The sequence below is a fragment of the Flavobacterium sp. WC2409 genome (genome assembly GCF_041200085.1).
Lineage (GTDB): Bacteria > Bacteroidota > Bacteroidia > Flavobacteriales > Flavobacteriaceae > Flavobacterium.
This window is the reverse complement of record NZ_CP165625.1, coordinates 3,268,614-3,285,812: the sequence shown is the minus strand read 5'-3', so window position 1 is coordinate 3,285,812 and position 17,199 is coordinate 3,268,614. Positions and strand designations below refer to the sequence as shown.

The 17,199-nt window shown below is 33.2% G+C and carries 16 protein-coding genes; 9 read left to right on the top strand and 7 right to left on the bottom strand.

Annotated features, from left to right (window positions below):
- Nucleotides 1–20: 20 nt before the first annotated feature.
- Nucleotides 21–917, bottom strand: coding sequence for an LD-carboxypeptidase (locus AB3G34_RS14050; RefSeq protein ID WP_367772609.1), 897 nt, complete (start codon nt 915–917; stop codon nt 21–23).
- 262 nt (nt 918–1,179) lie between these two features.
- Between AB3G34_RS14050 and AB3G34_RS14045 the strand changes: the two genes are divergently transcribed.
- Complete coding sequence (locus AB3G34_RS14045; protein WP_369752808.1) at nt 1,180–2,289, top strand: endonuclease/exonuclease/phosphatase family protein; 1,110 nt, start codon at nt 1,180–1,182, stop codon at nt 2,287–2,289.
- A 183-nt stretch (nt 2,290–2,472) separates the two neighbouring features.
- Nucleotides 2,473–3,012 (top strand): 3-hydroxyanthranilate 3,4-dioxygenase, encoded by a 540-nt coding sequence (locus AB3G34_RS14040; protein WP_367772605.1) that lies wholly within the window; start codon nt 2,473–2,475, stop codon nt 3,010–3,012.
- A gap of 104 nt (nt 3,013–3,116) precedes the next feature.
- On the opposite strand, the gene AB3G34_RS14035 is transcribed toward AB3G34_RS14040, so the two are convergent.
- Entirely contained in the window at nt 3,117–4,076 is a 960-nt protein-coding gene (locus AB3G34_RS14035) for an MBL fold metallo-hydrolase (RefSeq protein ID WP_369752807.1), read from the bottom strand.
- 198 nt (nt 4,077–4,274) lie between these two features.
- On the opposite strand from AB3G34_RS14035, the gene AB3G34_RS14030 reads away from it, so the two are divergent.
- The 3 genes from AB3G34_RS14030 (at nt 4,275) to AB3G34_RS14020 (ending at nt 7,656) form a co-directional block, all read left to right on the top strand.
- The gene (locus AB3G34_RS14030) at nt 4,275–5,828 is read left to right on the top strand and encodes an aldehyde dehydrogenase family protein (RefSeq protein ID WP_369752806.1); all 1,554 of its coding nucleotides are present in this window, start codon (nt 4,275–4,277) and stop codon (nt 5,826–5,828) included.
- Nucleotides 5,829–5,911: 83 nt separating this feature from the next.
- Nucleotides 5,912–7,000 (top strand): hypothetical protein, encoded by a 1,089-nt coding sequence (locus AB3G34_RS14025; protein ID WP_369752805.1) that lies wholly within the window; start codon nt 5,912–5,914, stop codon nt 6,998–7,000.
- Nucleotides 6,997–7,656 (top strand): HIRAN domain-containing protein, encoded by a 660-nt coding sequence (locus AB3G34_RS14020; RefSeq protein ID WP_369752804.1) that lies wholly within the window; start codon nt 6,997–6,999, stop codon nt 7,654–7,656. Before AB3G34_RS14025 ends, AB3G34_RS14020 begins: the two co-directional genes overlap by 4 nt.
- A gap of 162 nt (nt 7,657–7,818) precedes the next feature.
- Here AB3G34_RS14020 and AB3G34_RS14015 read toward each other — a convergent pair whose 3' ends face one another.
- The 5 genes from AB3G34_RS14015 to AB3G34_RS13995 all read right to left on the bottom strand — a co-directional run bounded on the left by AB3G34_RS14015 (nt 7,819) and on the right by AB3G34_RS13995 (nt 12,242).
- On the bottom strand, nt 7,819–8,316 hold the full coding sequence (locus AB3G34_RS14015; RefSeq protein ID WP_369752803.1) for a DUF6646 family protein: 498 nt from the start codon (nt 8,314–8,316) through the stop codon (nt 7,819–7,821).
- A 47-nt stretch (nt 8,317–8,363) separates the two neighbouring features.
- Entirely contained in the window at nt 8,364–9,089 is a 726-nt protein-coding gene (locus AB3G34_RS14010) for a metallophosphoesterase family protein (RefSeq protein ID WP_369752802.1), read from the bottom strand.
- 301 nt (nt 9,090–9,390) lie between these two features.
- On the bottom strand, nt 9,391–10,539 hold the full coding sequence (locus AB3G34_RS14005; protein WP_367756007.1) for an ATP-binding protein: 1,149 nt from the start codon (nt 10,537–10,539) through the stop codon (nt 9,391–9,393).
- A 3-nt stretch (nt 10,540–10,542) separates the two neighbouring features.
- Complete coding sequence (locus AB3G34_RS14000) at nt 10,543–11,298, bottom strand: SDR family NAD(P)-dependent oxidoreductase (protein WP_367772598.1); 756 nt, start codon at nt 11,296–11,298, stop codon at nt 10,543–10,545.
- A gap of 71 nt (nt 11,299–11,369) precedes the next feature.
- A complete protein-coding gene (locus AB3G34_RS13995) occupies nt 11,370–12,242 on the bottom strand; it encodes an aldo/keto reductase family oxidoreductase (RefSeq protein ID WP_367772596.1) in 873 nt (290 codons plus the stop codon).
- 212 nt (nt 12,243–12,454) lie between these two features.
- Here AB3G34_RS13995 and AB3G34_RS13990 point away from each other — a divergent pair, with 212 nt between their 5' ends.
- The 4 genes from AB3G34_RS13990 (at nt 12,455) to AB3G34_RS13975 (ending at nt 17,105) form a co-directional block, all read left to right on the top strand.
- The gene (locus tag AB3G34_RS13990; protein WP_367756001.1) at nt 12,455–13,459 is read left to right on the top strand and encodes an AAA family ATPase; all 1,005 of its coding nucleotides are present in this window, start codon (nt 12,455–12,457) and stop codon (nt 13,457–13,459) included.
- Between the two features lie 84 nt (nt 13,460–13,543).
- On the top strand, nt 13,544–14,407 hold the full coding sequence (locus AB3G34_RS13985) for a DUF58 domain-containing protein (RefSeq protein WP_367755999.1): 864 nt from the start codon (nt 13,544–13,546) through the stop codon (nt 14,405–14,407).
- Between the two features lie 62 nt (nt 14,408–14,469).
- Complete coding sequence (locus tag AB3G34_RS13980; protein WP_369752801.1) at nt 14,470–16,104, top strand: hypothetical protein; 1,635 nt, start codon at nt 14,470–14,472, stop codon at nt 16,102–16,104.
- Entirely contained in the window at nt 16,104–17,105 is a 1,002-nt protein-coding gene (locus AB3G34_RS13975) for a VWA domain-containing protein (RefSeq protein WP_369752800.1), read from the top strand. The genes AB3G34_RS13980 and AB3G34_RS13975 overlap by 1 nt, the downstream gene beginning before the upstream one ends.
- Nucleotides 17,106–17,199: the final 94 nt, after the last annotated feature.

Below are 17,199 nucleotides of genomic sequence, written 5' to 3'. Positions count from 1 at the left end.
TGAATTTTTAAAGAAAATTATTACTCAAAAGTTACTGAAGCGTTACTTGTAGTAACTTCTATGTGAATGATATCTCCTAAAACTAGAGCACGATTGTCCCTTATGTGACCTGCGGGGAAATTGTAGATAATAGGAATGTTGTATTTTTTAGTAACATCTTCTATAATTTCGACAGCATTTTTGCCCCAAGGAATATCATTGTCTTTCATCTTAGTCATGGAACCCACAATAATTCCTTTAATACTTTCTAGACAGCCATTGCGTTTGAGGTTCATCATCATGCGGTCAATGTGATATAAATATTCATCGAGATCTTCAATAAATAATATTTTGTCTTTACAGTCAATAGCCGAATTTGATCCTAGTAAACTATATAGAATAGATAGATTTCCTCCTACTAATTCTCCAGAGGCACTTCCAGTTCTATTCATAGGGTCAGATGCAATACTGTAATTCAGTTTTTCTCCAAACAAAGACAAACGCAAACTTTCGATTGCTTCAGGGGTTGCTCTCGGCACCGTTATAGGCATCACACCATGAATAGATTTGAAACCCATTGTATTGAGGTGATTGTGTAAAACGGTAATGTCACTAAAACCCACAATCCATTTCGGGTGTTGTTTGAATTTTGTAAAGTCTAATAAATCAATCATTCGCACCGTACCATACCCTCCTTTTACACACCAAATTGCTTTGATGTTTGGGTTGTCCAATTGCTTTTGAAAATCCGCAGCTCTTTGTTCATCAGTACCTGCAAGTTGGTTATTGTCTAAACCAATGGTACTTCCTATCACTACTTCTAATCCCCAACTGTGCAATAAATCAATTGCCGGCTTAAGATTGTCGTCAATGTTTTTTCTTGCTGTTGATACTATGGCAATGGTATCTCCTTTTTGTAAAATAGGTGGTGTAGTCATTAGTGTGTGGGATTGGGTATTGATAGAATGTAAAATTAAAATTAAAAGTAGGAATTTAGTCCAACAAAAATTAATATTTAACGTCCAAAATCGAGTGGTAGGCATGTTTTTATTTTTCTGGGGTAAATATAATTTGAGTAGCTCCTCAATAGGATTAAAACAAAGATAGCAAATTTGAAATAATTTATTATTTACTTCTCAAAATGTAGTATTTTTACTTGAAGATATATTCTGGACGGTCATTCCTTTTTAAACGGTGCTTATGAAAATTTTACGATCGATTCTCTTTCTTCTTTTATTTTTTCCGCTGACAAAGACAGTAGGTCAACAAAAAAATTATTCGATTCATACCGTTGCTTTTTATAATTTCGAAAATCTTTTTGACACTATTAATAATCCGGATACTAATGATGATGAATGGACTCCAAAAGGAGCACAACACTGGACTTCCAAAAAATACTATCAAAAACTTCAAAACCTTTCTAGAGTTTTATTCGAAATAGGTTCTTCTGAAAACACTAATTCACCTACATTCATTGGATGTTCCGAAATTGAAAATAGAGGAGTCTTAGAAGATTTGCTCAAAGAATCTAAACTCATTAATATTGATTATGGTATCATCCATTTTGATTCTCCCGATAAAAGAGGAATTGATGTGGCTTTATTATATCAAAAGAAATATTTTCGACCAACAAGTTATACTAACATTCCATTATATGTATACAAAGACCAAGTCAAATTAAAAGAAAAAACTAAAAATGAATCTGTTGAAAAAACAGATGATGATGAAGAAATTAACCTACAGAATAATCGTGTTTTTACGCGGGATCAGCTGTTAGTCACAGGTTTTTTAGAGGGAGAAGAAATCAATATTATAGTAAACCACTGGCCATCCCGCTCAGGAGGTGAAAAAAAGACAAGTCCATTTAGAGAAGCTGCTGGAGCCTTGAACAGGAAAATAATTGATTCTTTACAGCGAATTAACCCAAATGCAAAAGTGATTACTTTAGGAGATTTAAATGACGGGCCGTCAAATAACAGTGTCAAAAAAGCACTTGGAGCCAAAGCTAAGAAAGAAGAGGTTTCGGTATTAGGAATCTATAATCCATTCGAAGAAATGGCTAAAAAAGGATTGGGTACCATCGCTTTTCGAGATTCTTGGGATATTTTTGACCAAATCATGGTTTCACAATCTTTAATAAGAAATGATTTTTCCAGCTTTCAATATTGGAAAGCGGGTATTTACAACAAACCTTTTTTAATACAAACTTCAGGACAGTATAAAGGCTATCCTAAAAGACATTCCGCCACCGAAATCGGGTTTAGCGATCATTTTCCCGTTTATATTTATTTAATTAAAGAAGTAAAGTAGGAATTTAAGCATAAAAATTTTGATGTTCCTATTTTATTAAATAAACGAATTGTCGTTAATGACATATTATCCTCCCTTAAATTAGAAAACGTACAAAAACAAGCAGTCTTTTGGTTTTGCTGGCTTTACTGCTAGGGACTTTTTCACTAACTTAGCGATTCAAAAATTTAACACCCAATCAAAATGTCCATAGCTAAACCATTCAACCTCAATAAATGGATTGATGAAAATCGTAAACTACTGAAACCACCAGTTGGCAACAGGAATTTATACAGAGAATCAGGGGATTATATTGTTATGATTGTTGCGGGTCCCAATGCCCGTAAAGATTATCATTATAACGAAACTGAAGAGTTGTTTTATCAACTTGAAGGCTCTATAAAAGTAGTTATTCAAGAAGATGGCGAGCGCAAAGAAATGGAACTTCATGCAGGGGATATGTACTTACATCCCGCCAATGTCCCTCATTCTCCAGTACGTTCTGAGGGTTCTATAGGTCTTGTAATTGAACGCAAGAGAGTAGGAAAAGGCTTCACAGATGGGCTACAATGGTATTGCGACAATTGCAACCATAAATTGTACGAAGTCCGTTTTGAACTTCATAACATCGAGAAAGATTTCTTACCTCACTTTGAGCATTTTTATGACTCTGAAGAACTAAGAACGTGTGACCAATGTGGAACTGTTATGGAAGTCGACCCTCGATTTGTTGCCAAAAAATAGTTTTTTATTTAGGAGCTATTTCCCGTTATCCGCTGTATCTTTTGTGGCTTAAAGAAAGCCACAAAAGGATGTCGCTACTACCGGGGCTAGGATTTAGATGTAATTTACAACTCAAATCGCTTCCCTTGTTCTGGGAATATAAATTGCAAACCCAAGTCATTTTGCTTTATCAATTGATTTTTGATTTTTATATAATTGTCAACTGGCGGCTTCATATGGGTAATCACAATTTTAAACCCATTCAACCCATCTTTTCCAATAAGTTCACTTAACCTATGGAGTTCACTCAAGAGATGATTAGGTGTTAAATGTCCAAATAACTGAGTGTCGGGTTGCTCGTTTGGGAACGAAACTTCAATAAAAATTCCTTTTAATTGGTTGCTTTGGATCAAGGGAGCGATTTCGGTCCACAGCAAACGTAGTTTATCACTTTTTTCAACAGAATCGGCACCAGTATCGCCCAAGTACAAGGCATAAGCATCTTTGTTTTTAATTAAAAAAGCAGTACTTTCAAAAGGATTGACATGGCTTAATGAAAATGCTTTTACGGTCATTGTGGTGTTAGAAATTGGAGTTTCTTCAAGAGTATTTAGCGTTTGAAAATGGTATTTTTTTATTTGATAACCAGTGCCTTCATCTCCAAAATTAGCCCAAGTTTGTCCGTTGAAATAATGTTTTTCCATCATTTCCATACAACTATGTGTTGCATAGACCGTTTTTGATGAATCGGCAGGTGAATTAATGATCAAACCCGAAACATGATCTAAATGGGCATGGGATATTAAATACCCTTTGATATATTTTTTTAAAACCGTCTCTGAGGAAACTTTAAAAATTTTATTTGCAATTGCCTTTTCAATTCCTGCATGTAGGGTTCCCGCATCAAGACAAATATATTCGGTTGTATTTGATGGAGCGAGTAAATAAGCGGAAAGATTGGTTTCGTCAATACCGCCTCTTATACCCAAAGGAATAACTTGAAATGCAGGGTTTTGTGCTTGTTGGGCAAATGTATTTGCAGACAGTAAAAATAAGTAAATCCAGAAATTTTTAAAAAGGGTCATAGGATATTATTATGAATTAATTTCAGACTATAAAATTAGTTTCTTCTTTTTAAATTGAAGCTTTTTTTTGCTAAATCAACTACATGTCACCAAATTGGTCTAATTTTAGTCCGATTTTAACACTATAATTGGGTTGAAATTCAACACGAAATTATATCTTTACAAAAAAATATAACAATTTTAACTAAAAAAGTTACAATGATAACAATAGCAAATCAATTCGGAATGAAAGAAGCTTTAACTCAATTGGGTATAAAGGACATAAATGAAGGAACATCAACAGGATTAAATCATTTTTCAAATGGAGAAATCCTAGAAAGTTATTCTCCCGTAGATGGTCAATTGATAGCAAAAGTAAGAACAACTACAGCAGCAGATTATGAAAAAGTAATGGAATCAGCAACAGCTGCTTTCGCAACGTTTAGAACAATGCCAGCGCCACAACGTGGAGAAATTGTTCGTCAGTTTGGAGAAAAATTACGTAAAAATAAAGAGGCTTTAGGTAAATTGGTTTCTTACGAAATGGGAAAATCATTACAAGAAGGATACGGAGAAGTACAAGAAATGATTGATATCTGCGATTTTGCAGTAGGTCTTTCTCGTCAATTGCACGGATTAACAATGCATTCTGAGCGTCCGGGACATCGTATGTATGAACAATACCACCCAATGGGAATTGTTGGAATCATTTCGGCATTCAATTTTCCGGTAGCGGTTTGGGCTTGGAATACGGCCTTGGCTTGGATCTGTGGGGATGTTTGCGTTTGGAAACCATCTGAGAAAACACCGCTTTGTGGAATAGCTTGTCAAAATATTATTGCTGAGGTAATCAAAGAAAACAACCTTCCAGAAGGAATTTCTTGTTTAATCAACGGAGATTACAAAGTAGGAGAAATGATGACTAGTGATAAACGTGTACCTCTAATTTCGGCTACAGGTTCTACTCGTATGGGTAAAATTGTTGCTCAAACAGTAGCGGGTCGTTTAGGAAAATCATTATTAGAATTAGGTGGAAACAATGCCATCATTGTAACACCAGATGCTGATATTAAAATGACAGTGATTGGAGCTGTTTTTGGAGCAGTGGGAACTGCAGGACAAAGATGTACTTCTACACGTCGTTTAATCATTCATGAAAGTATTTACGATACTGTAAAAGACGCAGTCGTTTCGGCTTATGGTCAATTGCGTATTGGGAATCCATTAGACGAAAACAATCACGTAGGTCCAGTTATCGACAAACATGCAGTAGAAATGTACAACAATGCATTGACTAGAGTGGTTGCCGAAGGTGGGAAACTACTTGTTGAAGGTGGCGTTCTTACTGGTACAGGATATGAAAGCGAATGTTATGTAAAACCAGCGATTGCAGAAGCAGATAATTCATTTGAAATTGTACAACACGAAACATTTGCTCCAGTATTGTATTTATTGAAATATTCAGGAAATGTTGAAGATGCACTTGCTATTCAAAATGGAGTGGCGCAAGGATTGTCATCAGCGATTATGACCAATAATTTAAGAGAAGCAGAATTGTTCTTATCTGTTGTAGGTTCTGACTGTGGTATTGCAAATGTAAACATTGGAACTTCTGGCGCAGAAATTGGTGGAGCTTTTGGAGGAGAAAAAGAAACGGGTGGAGGTAGAGAATCAGGTTCTGATGCTTGGAAAGTATACATGAGACGCCAAACCAATACCATCAATTATACAACTAGTTTGCCATTGGCACAAGGAATTAAATTTGATTTGTAAGTTTTAGATTAAAATAAATTTTGTAAAAAACGCTTTGTCTTATTTAGATAAAGCGTTTTTTTATAAATTAGACAAAAAAATTAATGGCTAATTTAATAGCAGATTTTACTGAAATTTCGGATTGGCAAAAAAATATTTTTTATAGCACAGGAGGTACAAGAAGTAAAAAAATTGTGATACATCCAATTTCAAATGAAGAATATTTTTTTAAAGGTTCTAAAATAAATAAGAAAAATGGCGAAACTTTATATCCAACAGAATTTTGGTCAGAAATTGTCTCTTCTAAAATTGGTCAATTTTTAGGGTTTAATATGTTAGATTATAATATCGCTTATGATGAAAATGATCGTCAAAAAATAGGCTGTATATCAAAATCTATGGTTTTAAATTCGGAAAATAACTTAACAGAAGGCATAACTTATTTAACTGGTTTTGATTCAAAATATAATCCGGAGAAAGACAAAAAAAAATATACTTTTCAATTTATTAAAAATGCTTTAATTGACTTTAATTTCAATGATTATATTGTAAATATCATTGAAATTATCATTTTTGATTCTATTATTGGTAATTCTGATAGGCATCAAGAGAATTGGGGGATAATAATGTTTTACAGAAATTCAATAGACAAAATTAATGAAGAATTATTAAGTTCAAAAGTAAATTTTTGGAAGAAGGTAGAAATGAAATTATATCGCTTTTTAAACGAAACTTTTTTATTGTTACATAAAGAAGAAAGAGAAATTAATAAAAATAATTTAAAACTTCATTCTAATATAACTCTACATAAATTTGCTCCTATTTATGATAGCGGATGTTGTTTAGGAAGAGAACGTGAGGATAATTGGGTTGAAAAAGCAATAAAAGATTCTCAAATGATAGAATCATATGTTAGAAAAGGAGAATCTGAAATTCACTGGGAAGGTTTTTTAAATAAAAGAAAACATTTTGAACTTATAGAATTGTTATTAGACCAATACCCAGTTGAAACTAGAAAAAAAATTGAAAAAGTTAAAGAGAAATACAACTCTGAATTAATAAAAAATATAATCGAAAATATTGATTTTAATGTTCCAACAGATTTAATTAACTTTAAATTATCGGAAACAAGAAAGCAATTGATGTATAAATTGGTAACTTTGCGGATTGAAAAATTAATCCAATATTTATGAAAGCTATAGGAAACATACACCTTATCTGGAGACTAGGTAAAGGTAGTAGAAGAATTTCCGTTGGTACTATTAAAAAAAGTGCCTCGGAAGGAATCCGCTTTCATTATAATCAAGAAGGTGTTGAAGATGCCAACAAGTTAGGTTTTGTTCATTATGAGGGTTTTCCTGATACTAGTAAAGATAAAATGTATACGGAAAATGTAATTGAAATTTTTGGACAAAGATTAATGCGTTCTGAAAGACCTGATTTACATGATTTTTATGACTTTTGGAATATTGATCCACTTAAGAAGGAAGATAAGTATTATATGTTAGCATTTACACAAGGTCTATTACCTACCGATAATTTTGAGTTTCTAGCTGATTTTAATCCTGTAAATAATTTTTCATTTGTTACAGAAATAACTAATTTATCAGAAGCTCAAATCCCTTCCGCTAAAATTTCAATTGGTGATGTTTTAAGATATGAATTAGAAGCTAATAATACCTATGACAAAAATGCAGTAAAAGTATATAAAGAAGAATTGTATCTTGGACATATCAAACTAATACATTGTAAAGTTTTTCATAAAACAAATAAACAGTTTAGTTTAAAGGTGAAAGGAATAGAAAAGAATGGTGTAATAAAAAGAGTTTTTGTAGAAGCAGCTTTATAAATTTCATTAAAAATCAAACTACATAACGAGTTTGCCATTGGCACAAGGAATAAAATTTGATTTGTAATCATAAATAATTAGCATAAAAAAAGGCAATTTGAATTTTCAAATTGCCTTTTTTTTATTTTAAATTTTTAGAAGTTTGCTTTATTATTAATGGTATTACAAATTAAAAGAAGCACCAACGTTTAAAGTAAACTGATTGTTTAAATGATCAAAACCAGTAATTGTTTTGTCGTATTTAGCCAATGGAACACCCGCTTCTCCAAACAATCCAAAACCATCAGTAAAGAAATAACGGAAACCCAAATGAGCACCAAAATTTCGCAAACCTAAATCCAATCCTGGGTAGATGTCCATGTTAGGTTGCATTTGTAAAACACTCCCTAAATTAGCGTTGAATCGTGCTTTTAAGTCAATTCTATCTCCAAATTCTGGTAGATTTCCCATAGCATCTTTATTTACTGTCAATAAGTAATTACCAGTAAGTCCCAATGACATGTTTTCTCCAATTCCAAAATCAGATGATAAGAAAATACCAGTTCCTCCATCTTGAATGTTAAATCCTACTTGCCCTTTAACATCTCCATTCCCTTTGAAGGCTTGAGCGTTAATTAGACCAAAAGCTAATAGTAATGATAATGTAATAATTTTTTTCATAATTCGTGGAGGTTATAAATTCCAAGACAAAATTAGTTTAATAAATCTTAATTTCTACCTTTTTCATCAAAATACAGGTTGTTTAAGGGTTCACTTTGCCAGAATTCCTTTGTATCTACATCCATAATTGTTAAAGGTCCTTTGAAAGCTGCTCCCGTATCTACGTTCCAAATACAAGCCATTTGCAAAGGTTCTGTTTTTCCAATTCGGGTAACTGGGGTGTGGCCAATATAAACTTCATCATATAGCGTCAAGCGTTTTGGATACAATAAGTCATTAGGTTTGATGCTTCGATCCAATGCTAGTGCCGTTTCCCAAAGCGTTCGATCCCAATAAAATAATTTAGAATAAAATTCATACTCCACCCCATTCATATTGGTAAAACCAGCATGAACAAATAAGCGATTTTTTTCATCTAAATAATAGTCGTCCAGTGACAATAAAAAGTCAATGTGTAATTGTTTAGTAGTATCATTAACATTTTGGTAGGCAGTGACGGTTGCCTCACCACCATGTTTGTACCACATGAGGTTGTCTTTGCTGTCTTTTAACCAATGCAATAATAATTCATCGTGGTTACCACGAATAAAAATGCAGTTATTAGTGGTTTTTAATTGAATCAAATAATCAATTACTTGTGGAGATTGACTCCAGCCATCTACATAATCTCCCAGAAAAATTAAAGTATCTTCTGGAGTTACTTTAGCTCTTTCTATAATTTGGTGTAAAGCGCGTAAGCCTCCGTGTATGTCGCCTATAACTAGTGTTCTCATTTATGTTTGGTCAATCGGGATTATGAAAAATGATAAGAGTGTCGTTTTTCTAATTGATAAAAATAGCAAAAAGAGTTGGGACAGGCTGATTTTTTTATTTTTTATTTTTTACAGCATGCGGTATTTGTACTATTTTTGTTTTTCCTAAAATATCACTACTTTTAGTGATTGTTTGATATGAAATTTTTTATGTATTTTTACATAAACATTAAAAACTTCAAAAAAATGAATGCACTGATCGCCTTATCACTTTTGATTATCCAAGCAGTTTGTAGTTTTTTAAATGATATTATATCATTTTTTAATCTTCATTTTTAGTATCGTATTTCATTTTTCTTAAAATCCGCATGGCTTCCTTGAAAGACAAATAAATTTGCGGAAACGGTTTTATAAGTAGTTTAGCATCAATCAATTTTTCTTTGGCATCTTCAAATCCATTGAGATAACAAATCATGAAGGTAGACGGCAGGTTTTCTAAATCTTTATTTTCTCTATCAGACAATACAATTCCTTTTCGTAGTTTTTGCAACAATGCTAGATTAGAATTATAAATGTGAAAAAGCATTTTTCTATTAAATTCTGGGGGCTGAAACAGCATTTTACTTTCTATTTTATAATACCCATTTTCATAAAAATAAATCGTTTGTTGTTCTAATGGATAATAACTGGTTTTATCGTTTAAACCCAAAGGAACATATTCAATAATAGTAAAAGTATCTTCATCAAAAGTTATAGTAACTACATCTTGAGCGGAGTAGAAGAGTTTGATTTGTTCATTAATGAGTTCGATGTCCACACGAGATAAATAAGTACTACCTCGCACTTTCTTTGGGATTCCAGCCCAACAAATCACAAAAAGTTCTTTGAATACTTTGTATTTTGGCGCCATGTCTTTATGGCGAAAATTGATAAAATCAAATACGCCGTCCAAAGTGTATTTAATATTGTTTCTGGAATTATTTTCAATATCAATTACAGTTTCGGTATTGAGATAATTTTTCTCAATTTTATCTTCGGTTGGTGTGGTATTGCTACCCCGTCTTATAAATGTTGCTTTGGCTGGAATGGTATGAATTCCTTTTTTGAAAAAAGAAGGTTTGTTTTTGGGTTTTATCGTTACCAGTCCTACAACTTTATCTTTGGGCAAATTAGGAAAAGGAACATTTTCGTATTGAATTTTGGGAGGATTCTCAAGATAGGCATTTACTAAATTCTGAATATGACTGTCGTCAAAAAAATCATCACCTACAATCTCATTATCTTGATCTTCAACACCTACAACTATATACGAATTATTGGCCGGATTAGAATTGGACAAAGCACAAATGTGTTTTAAAAATTTGGCTTTGCCCTCTCTGGTATGCAAGTTCAATTGTCGTTTTTTATCATAAAAACTGGATTCGTCGTTATGAGCGAGTAGGTTTTTAATTAAAAGACGCTTGTTGATCATTTATTATAGTGATTTATTTACGATTGTTGAAGACGCTTGCGCCGTACTCATAACAACTAAATCGGCGATGTTTACATGATACGGTCTTGATACGACAAAATGAATAATATCGGCAAGGTCTTCCGCTTGCAATGGCGTAAATCCTTTGTAAACATTTTCGGCTTTGGTAGTATCTCCTTTAAAACGCACTTCGCTGAATTCCGTTTCCACCATACCAGGATGAATAGCGCCAACACGTATTCCGTATGGATTTAAATCGATACGCATGCCTTGACTTAGTGCATCTACTGCATGTTTTGTAGCACAATATACATTTCCGTTAGGATACACTTCTTTGGCTGCAGTAGAACCAATGTTAATGATATGTCCTGATTTTCTTTCTATCATTTGTGGAATAATCGCTTTAGAAACATACAGCAATCCTTTTACATTGATGTCAATCATAGCATCCCAATCGTCAATATCACCTGTTTGAATAGGATCTAAACCATGCGCATTCCCGGCATTGTTAATTAAAATGTCGATAGTAGAAAAAGCTTCTGGCAAAGAATTTATCGATTCAAAAACGGCTTTTTTATCTCGAACATCAAATTGTAACGTGTGTACTTCTGTCAGTTTAGCAAGCGAAGTTGCTAGTTCAGTCAATCGGTCTTCCCGTCTTCCGCAAAGAATGATTTTATAGTTGTTTTTAGCTAATATTTCGGCAGTTGCTTTTCCAATTCCGCTGGTAGCACCAGTAATAAAGGCAGTTTTATTCATGTTTTTGTGGTAATTCAATTTGTAATTGTTGTTAAAGTTGCATTTGAAAAATAAATGCAAATCTTAAATTTTTAGGGAACGTCTTGTCCCATACTTTCAGACCATATAGCAAACCAATCTTCTTTTTCTAGCTCTAAATCAACAGCTTTCATTAACGATTGAATTCTAGCTACATTTACAGTTCCTGCAATTGGGATTACTTTGGCTGGATGTCTTAAAACCCAAGAAAGTAATAGTGTATCAGAACCCAAATGGTATTTTGAAACTAATGTTGCCAATAATTTTTTCAAGCGATGCGTTTGTGGAATGTCTTTTCTAAAAACACATCCCAACGGATTCCAAGACATCGGACGAATGTTATTCATTTGCATATAATCAAAACTTCCATCGAGCATAGGTTCAAAATTGGTTGCTGAAAACTGAACTTGATTGTAACTAATTTCTGTTTTTTGGCTAAGTAATTCAGTTTGTGAAGTCGTGAAATTAGACAGTCCAAAATCAATGATTTTACCTTCAGCTGTCAATTTTTCAATCGCCTCAGCAATTTCATCCACTTCAATTAAAGGGCTTGGTCTATGCAATAAAAACACATCTAAATAATCAGTCTGTAAATTCTTCAACGATTGTTCTGCTGACTTGATTATGTGTGCTTTAGAATAATCATAATGCTTGATAGTGGTGCTCTTATTTTCGGCTAACATTTGGATGCCACACTTGGAAATTAACTGTAATTTTTCTCTGGCTATTTTGCTTGAAGCAAATGCTTTTCCAAAATCAGCTTCGGTAGTATAGGAGCCATAAATATCGGCATGATCAAAGGTTGTTATTTTATTTTCTAGGCATACATGGATCATGTTTTCCATTTCTTTTGGAGTTAGGTTTTTGTCCCAAACTCCCCAATTCATTGTGCCAGCAATTATAGGTGATAATGTTGTTTTACTCATGGCTTTTATTTTTTATTGAAATTCAGTATTGTCTTATTTCAAAGTATATTTTTCAAAGTTCTTAAAAATATGAAAATTGTATCATAATTCGTCCTTAAAATTAAGTGTTTGGTAGAAGTTTTAACCATTTTTTAACATCTTTCCTCTAAAAAAAAATTCAATTTGCACTACCAAAAGTAAGGCATTAAATTCAAGGTTTTAAAAATAATAATATGGAAGAGAATACATCGACTTTAGACATTAGAGCAATCAATGAAAAAATAGAAAGAGAGAGTGCGTTTATCGATCTTTTATCTATGGAAATGAATAAAGTGATTGTGGGTCAAAAGCACATGGTGGAGCGTTTGTTAATTGGACTTTTAGGTCAAGGACATATTTTATTAGAAGGTGTTCCGGGATTAGCAAAAACATTAGCCATCAACACGCTTTCTCAAGCAATTCATGGTTCGTTTAGTAGAATCCAGTTTACCCCTGATTTATTACCTGCGGATGTTGTGGGAACAATGATTTACAACATTAAAGCGAACGAATTTTCGATTAAAAAAGGACCTATTTTTGCTAATTTCGTCCTAGCCGATGAGATTAACCGTGCACCAGCCAAAGTGCAATCAGCGTTGCTTGAGGCGATGCAGGAAAAACAAGTAACTATTGGAGATACCACTTTTAAGTTAGAAAGACCTTTCTTGGTTTTGGCAACCCAAAACCCTATTGAACAGGAAGGAACATACCAACTACCTGAGGCGCAAGTAGACCGTTTTATGTTGAAAACAGTTATCGACTACCCAAAAATGGACGAAGAACGATTGGTAATTCGTCAAAACTTAAAAGGAAGTTATGAGAAAGTAAATCAAGTGGTTTCGGTAGAACAAATTTTACGTGCACAAGAAGCCGTACGCGAAGTGTATATGGATGAGAAAATCGAGAAATACATACTTGATATTATTTTTGCTACTCGTTACCCAGAGAAATACAAATTAGCCGACTTGAAACCTTTAATCAGTTTTGGATCTTCACCACGTGGAAGTATCAATTTAGCTAATGCGGCTAAATGTTACGCTTTTATCAAACGTCGTGGATATGTAATTCCTGAAGATGTTCGTGCGGTAGTACATGATGTATTGCGTCACAGAATCGGAGTGACTTACGAAGCCGAAGCGGAAAATATTACTTCAGTAGACATAATCAATAAAATTATAAACGAAGTAGAAGTACCTTAAAATTTGTTTAAGGTTTAAGGTTTCAAGTTGCTGTAGCAAACGTGAAAACCTTAAACTTTTTTAAACTTTAAACAAATTAAATAAATGGATACAAAAGACCTTTTAAAAAAAGTACGAAAAATAGAAATCAAAACCAGAAGGTTGAGTGATCACATCTTTTCGGGGGAATACCACACTTCTTTCAAAGGACGTGGAATGACTTTTAGTGAAGTACGTCAATACCAATACGGAGATGATATTCGTGCCATTGACTGGAATGTGACGGCGCGATACAATGAGGCTCATGTTAAGGTTTTTGAAGAAGAGCGTGAATTGACCATGATGTTAATGGTGGATATTTCAGGTTCAGAAAGTTTTGGTTCAAAAAATCAATTCAAGAAAGATATCGTAACCGAGATTGCCGCTACAATGGCTTTTTCGGCAACTCAGAATAATGATAAAATTGGATTGATTCTTTTTTCTGATCAAATCGAATTGTACATTCCGCCAAAAAAAGGACGTTCTCACGTATTACGTATCATAAGAGAATTGATAGAATTTCAGCCGAAAAGTCATAAAACAAATATTGCTCAAGCCTTAAAGTTTTTATCGAGTACTCAGAAAAAGAAAGCTATTGTATTTATGATTTCTGATTTTATGTGTGAAGATTATGAGCAAACCTTAAAGATAGCTTCAAAAAAGCATGATATTACTGGAATCCGTGTCTATGATATTAGGGAACAAAAAATGCCTAATATAGGAATGGTTCCAATGCAGGATGCTGAAACTGGAGAAATACAATTAATCGATACCAGTTCAAAAACCGTCCGATTTAATTATGAGAAATACTATAATGATAAATTAATGTATTTTAAAGAAACCTTTAGTAAATCAGGTTCAGGAGTTGTAAATACTAGAGTTGACGAAAGTTATGTAACTAAATTATTGAGCTATTTCAAATCGAGGTAAAACTCTGCTTCAATCTCCATGAAGTGCGGGGAGTTGAAAAACAAATGTTTCAAAAATTACTAATGAAAAAATATATAAGCCTACTAATACTACTTCTTTGTACTACCATTTTTGCCCAACAAAAAAGAGTAGTTACAAGTATAGATACCACAAAAAATAAAATTGGAGCAGAGTTTAAACTGACCATAAAAACAGATGTGGATACTTTGTCTAAAGTTGTTTTTCCTAAGTTGAAAAATATAGGAGCGCTTGAAGTAATTCAATCCTACCCAATCGATACGGTTAAAAATAATGACCGCTATGAATTAATCAAGAAATACGGATTAACTCAGTTTGATTCTGGAAAATATTCAGTTCCTAGTATAAAAATCTTAATTAATAATAAACCCTATTATACGGATTCACTTAAGGTAGAAGTAGCTAATGTAGCAGTAGATACTTTAAAACAAAAAATGTATGATATTAAGGATATTGTTCCTGTAGAAAACACATTGGGAGACTGGTGGAAATATCTTTTGGCGCTTGCGATACTTGGTGGAATTGGCGCTTTGATTTATTGGTACATTAAAAAGCAACAAAAGAAAAAAATTGAAGAGGATGTGTATAAAACGCCAATTGAAAGAGCGACCAACCTACTCAATGATTTAGAGAAAAAAGAACTTTGGCAAAAAGGAGAAGTTAAAGAGTATTATAGTGAGTTGACTGATATTGCCAGAAATTATATCGAAGAAGCAATTGAAATTCCAGCTATGGAAAGTACTACTTCCGAATTGATTTTGGGGCTTAGAGCAGCATCTGTCAAAAAGAAAATGACGGTTTCTCAAGAAACAATTGAAAATTTAGAACGGGTATTGAAACAAGCCGATTTAGTAAAGTTTGCAAAATCAAAACCAGTAGAATATGAAATTGCAGAAGATCGAAATAAAATTCAAAAAGCAATTTTAACACTAGACAGCGCTATTCCTGTTGTAGTTGAAATGGAAGAGGATACTTTGTTGAATGAGGTGCAAAGACAAAAGCAAATTCAAATTCAGTTAAAGAAAAAAAGAAATAAACGCATAGCAATAACTATAGCTTCGGTTCTTTTCTTACTTTTTGCAACAACTACTTTTTTAATTGTTACTAAAGGGTTTGACTATGTAAAAGACAATATTATTGGCCATCCAACCAAAGAATTATTAGAAGGGGAATGGGTGAAAAGCGAATATGGAAATCCAGGAATTATAATGGAAACGCCAAAAGTGCTTAAAAGAATAGATTTAACAAAATCATTACCTAAGAATGGAATGGCATTGATTAAAGAAATGAATTCGTTTGCTTATGGTAGCCTTTTAGATAATTTCTATTTAATGGTTTCTACTTATAAGTACAAACAAGACTCGACTTCAGTTGATTTAAAAAAATCAATGGAAGGAACGATTCAAGCATTAGAATCACAAGGAGCTCAAAACATGATTGTGAAACAAGAAGATTTTCAAACACCTGAAGGTATAAGTGGTCTAAAAGGATACGGAACGTTCACTAGAATAAATGAGGCGACTAAGAGCAGTGAAAAATTATATTATGAATTGTTGTTGTTTGGTCAAGATGGAGGATTACAACAAATTATGATTTTCCATGAAGAAGGGGATTCATATGCAAATCAAATATCGGATAGAGTGTTGAGTTCTGTCGAATTAAAACAAGTAAGTAAGTAATGGAGAAAATATCTTTTTTAAATCCTGAGTTTTTCTGGTTGTTTCTTTTAATACCACTAGCTGTTATTTGGTTAGTTTATAAAAGAAATAAACAATCAGCAACCTTAAAAATTAGCTCGATTCAAGGGTTCAAGACAACGCCTTCTTTACTAGCTAAACTAAAACCTTTTTTAAGTGTTTTTCGTTTATTAGCGTTGAGCTCTTTAATTGTGGCAATGGCGAGACCAAGAACGGTAGATATTAGTAATAAAACAAAAACAACAAAAGGGATTGACATTGTAATGGCTGTCGATGTTTCAGGAAGTATGTTGGCCAAAGATTTAAAGCCAAACCGAATGGAAGCCTTAAAAAGAGTGGCAGCTGATTTTGCAGAGGAAAGACCAAATGACCGAATTGGGCTAGTAGTTTATGCTTCGGAGGCGTATACAAAAACACCAGTTACTAGTGATAAAGCAGTTGTTCTTGAAGCAATAAAAAGCATCAAATACGATAATGTTTTACAAGATGGAACGGGAATAGGAATGGGTTTGGCAACAGCAGTAAACCGATTAAAAGACAGTAAGGCCAAAAGTAAAGTGATTATTTTATTGACAGATGGTGTGAATAACGCTGGTTTTATAGAACCAGAAACCGCAGCGGATATCGCCAAGCAATATGGAATAAAAGTATATACTATTGGAATTGGTACTAATGGAATGGCTGAATTTCCTTATGCCGTAGGGCCAAACGGACAGTTTTTATTTCAAATGATGAAAGTGGAAATCGATGAAAAATTAATGCAAAGCATCGCTAAAAAAACGGATGGAAGATATTTTAGAGCAACGAGCAACAGTAAATTGGCAGAAATTTATGGTGAAATCAATAAGTTAGAAACAACCGAAATTGAAGAGCTTAAGTTTTATGATTACGATGAAAAATACAGAGCTTTTGTTTGGATAGCAGGATTTTTATTATTGGCCGAAATTGGTTTAAGAAACACAGTGTATAGAAGTTTTATTTAGTATCCCCACCCCAGTCCTCCTCAAAGGGAAGGGAGATTGGACGTGAAAATTGGAATCTAAAATTTGTCTTGATATTTCGAGACTGATATTTAAA

What these genes read in the sequence shown, in the direction of transcription:
- AB3G34_RS14050 (WP_367772609.1), bottom strand. Translation starts at nt 917, where the DNA reads ATGACTACACCACCTATTTTACAAAAAGGAGATACCATTGCCATAGTA.
- AB3G34_RS14045 (WP_369752808.1), top strand. Translation starts at nt 1,180, where the DNA reads ATGAAAATTTTACGATCGATTCTCTTTCTTCTTTTATTTTTTCCGCTG.
- AB3G34_RS14040 (WP_367772605.1), top strand. Translation starts at nt 2,473, where the DNA reads ATGTCCATAGCTAAACCATTCAACCTCAATAAATGGATTGATGAAAAT.
- AB3G34_RS14035 (WP_369752807.1), bottom strand. Translation starts at nt 4,076, where the DNA reads ATGACCCTTTTTAAAAATTTCTGGATTTACTTATTTTTACTGTCTGCA.
- AB3G34_RS14030 (WP_369752806.1), top strand. Translation starts at nt 4,275, where the DNA reads ATGATAACAATAGCAAATCAATTCGGAATGAAAGAAGCTTTAACTCAA.
- AB3G34_RS14025 (WP_369752805.1), top strand. Translation starts at nt 5,912, where the DNA reads ATGGCTAATTTAATAGCAGATTTTACTGAAATTTCGGATTGGCAAAAA.
- AB3G34_RS14020 (WP_369752804.1), top strand. Translation starts at nt 6,997, where the DNA reads ATGAAAGCTATAGGAAACATACACCTTATCTGGAGACTAGGTAAAGGT.
- AB3G34_RS14015 (WP_369752803.1), bottom strand. Translation starts at nt 8,316, where the DNA reads ATGAAAAAAATTATTACATTATCATTACTATTAGCTTTTGGTCTAATT.
- AB3G34_RS14010 (WP_369752802.1), bottom strand. Translation starts at nt 9,089, where the DNA reads ATGAGAACACTAGTTATAGGCGACATACACGGAGGCTTACGCGCTTTA.
- AB3G34_RS14005 (WP_367756007.1), bottom strand. Translation starts at nt 10,539, where the DNA reads ATGATCAACAAGCGTCTTTTAATTAAAAACCTACTCGCTCATAACGAC.
- AB3G34_RS14000 (WP_367772598.1), bottom strand. Translation starts at nt 11,298, where the DNA reads ATGAATAAAACTGCCTTTATTACTGGTGCTACCAGCGGAATTGGAAAA.
- AB3G34_RS13995 (WP_367772596.1), bottom strand. Translation starts at nt 12,242, where the DNA reads ATGAGTAAAACAACATTATCACCTATAATTGCTGGCACAATGAATTGG.
- AB3G34_RS13990 (WP_367756001.1), top strand. Translation starts at nt 12,455, where the DNA reads ATGGAAGAGAATACATCGACTTTAGACATTAGAGCAATCAATGAAAAA.
- AB3G34_RS13985 (WP_367755999.1), top strand. Translation starts at nt 13,544, where the DNA reads ATGGATACAAAAGACCTTTTAAAAAAAGTACGAAAAATAGAAATCAAA.
- AB3G34_RS13980 (WP_369752801.1), top strand. Translation starts at nt 14,470, where the DNA reads ATGAAAAAATATATAAGCCTACTAATACTACTTCTTTGTACTACCATT.
- AB3G34_RS13975 (WP_369752800.1), top strand. Translation starts at nt 16,104, where the DNA reads ATGGAGAAAATATCTTTTTTAAATCCTGAGTTTTTCTGGTTGTTTCTT.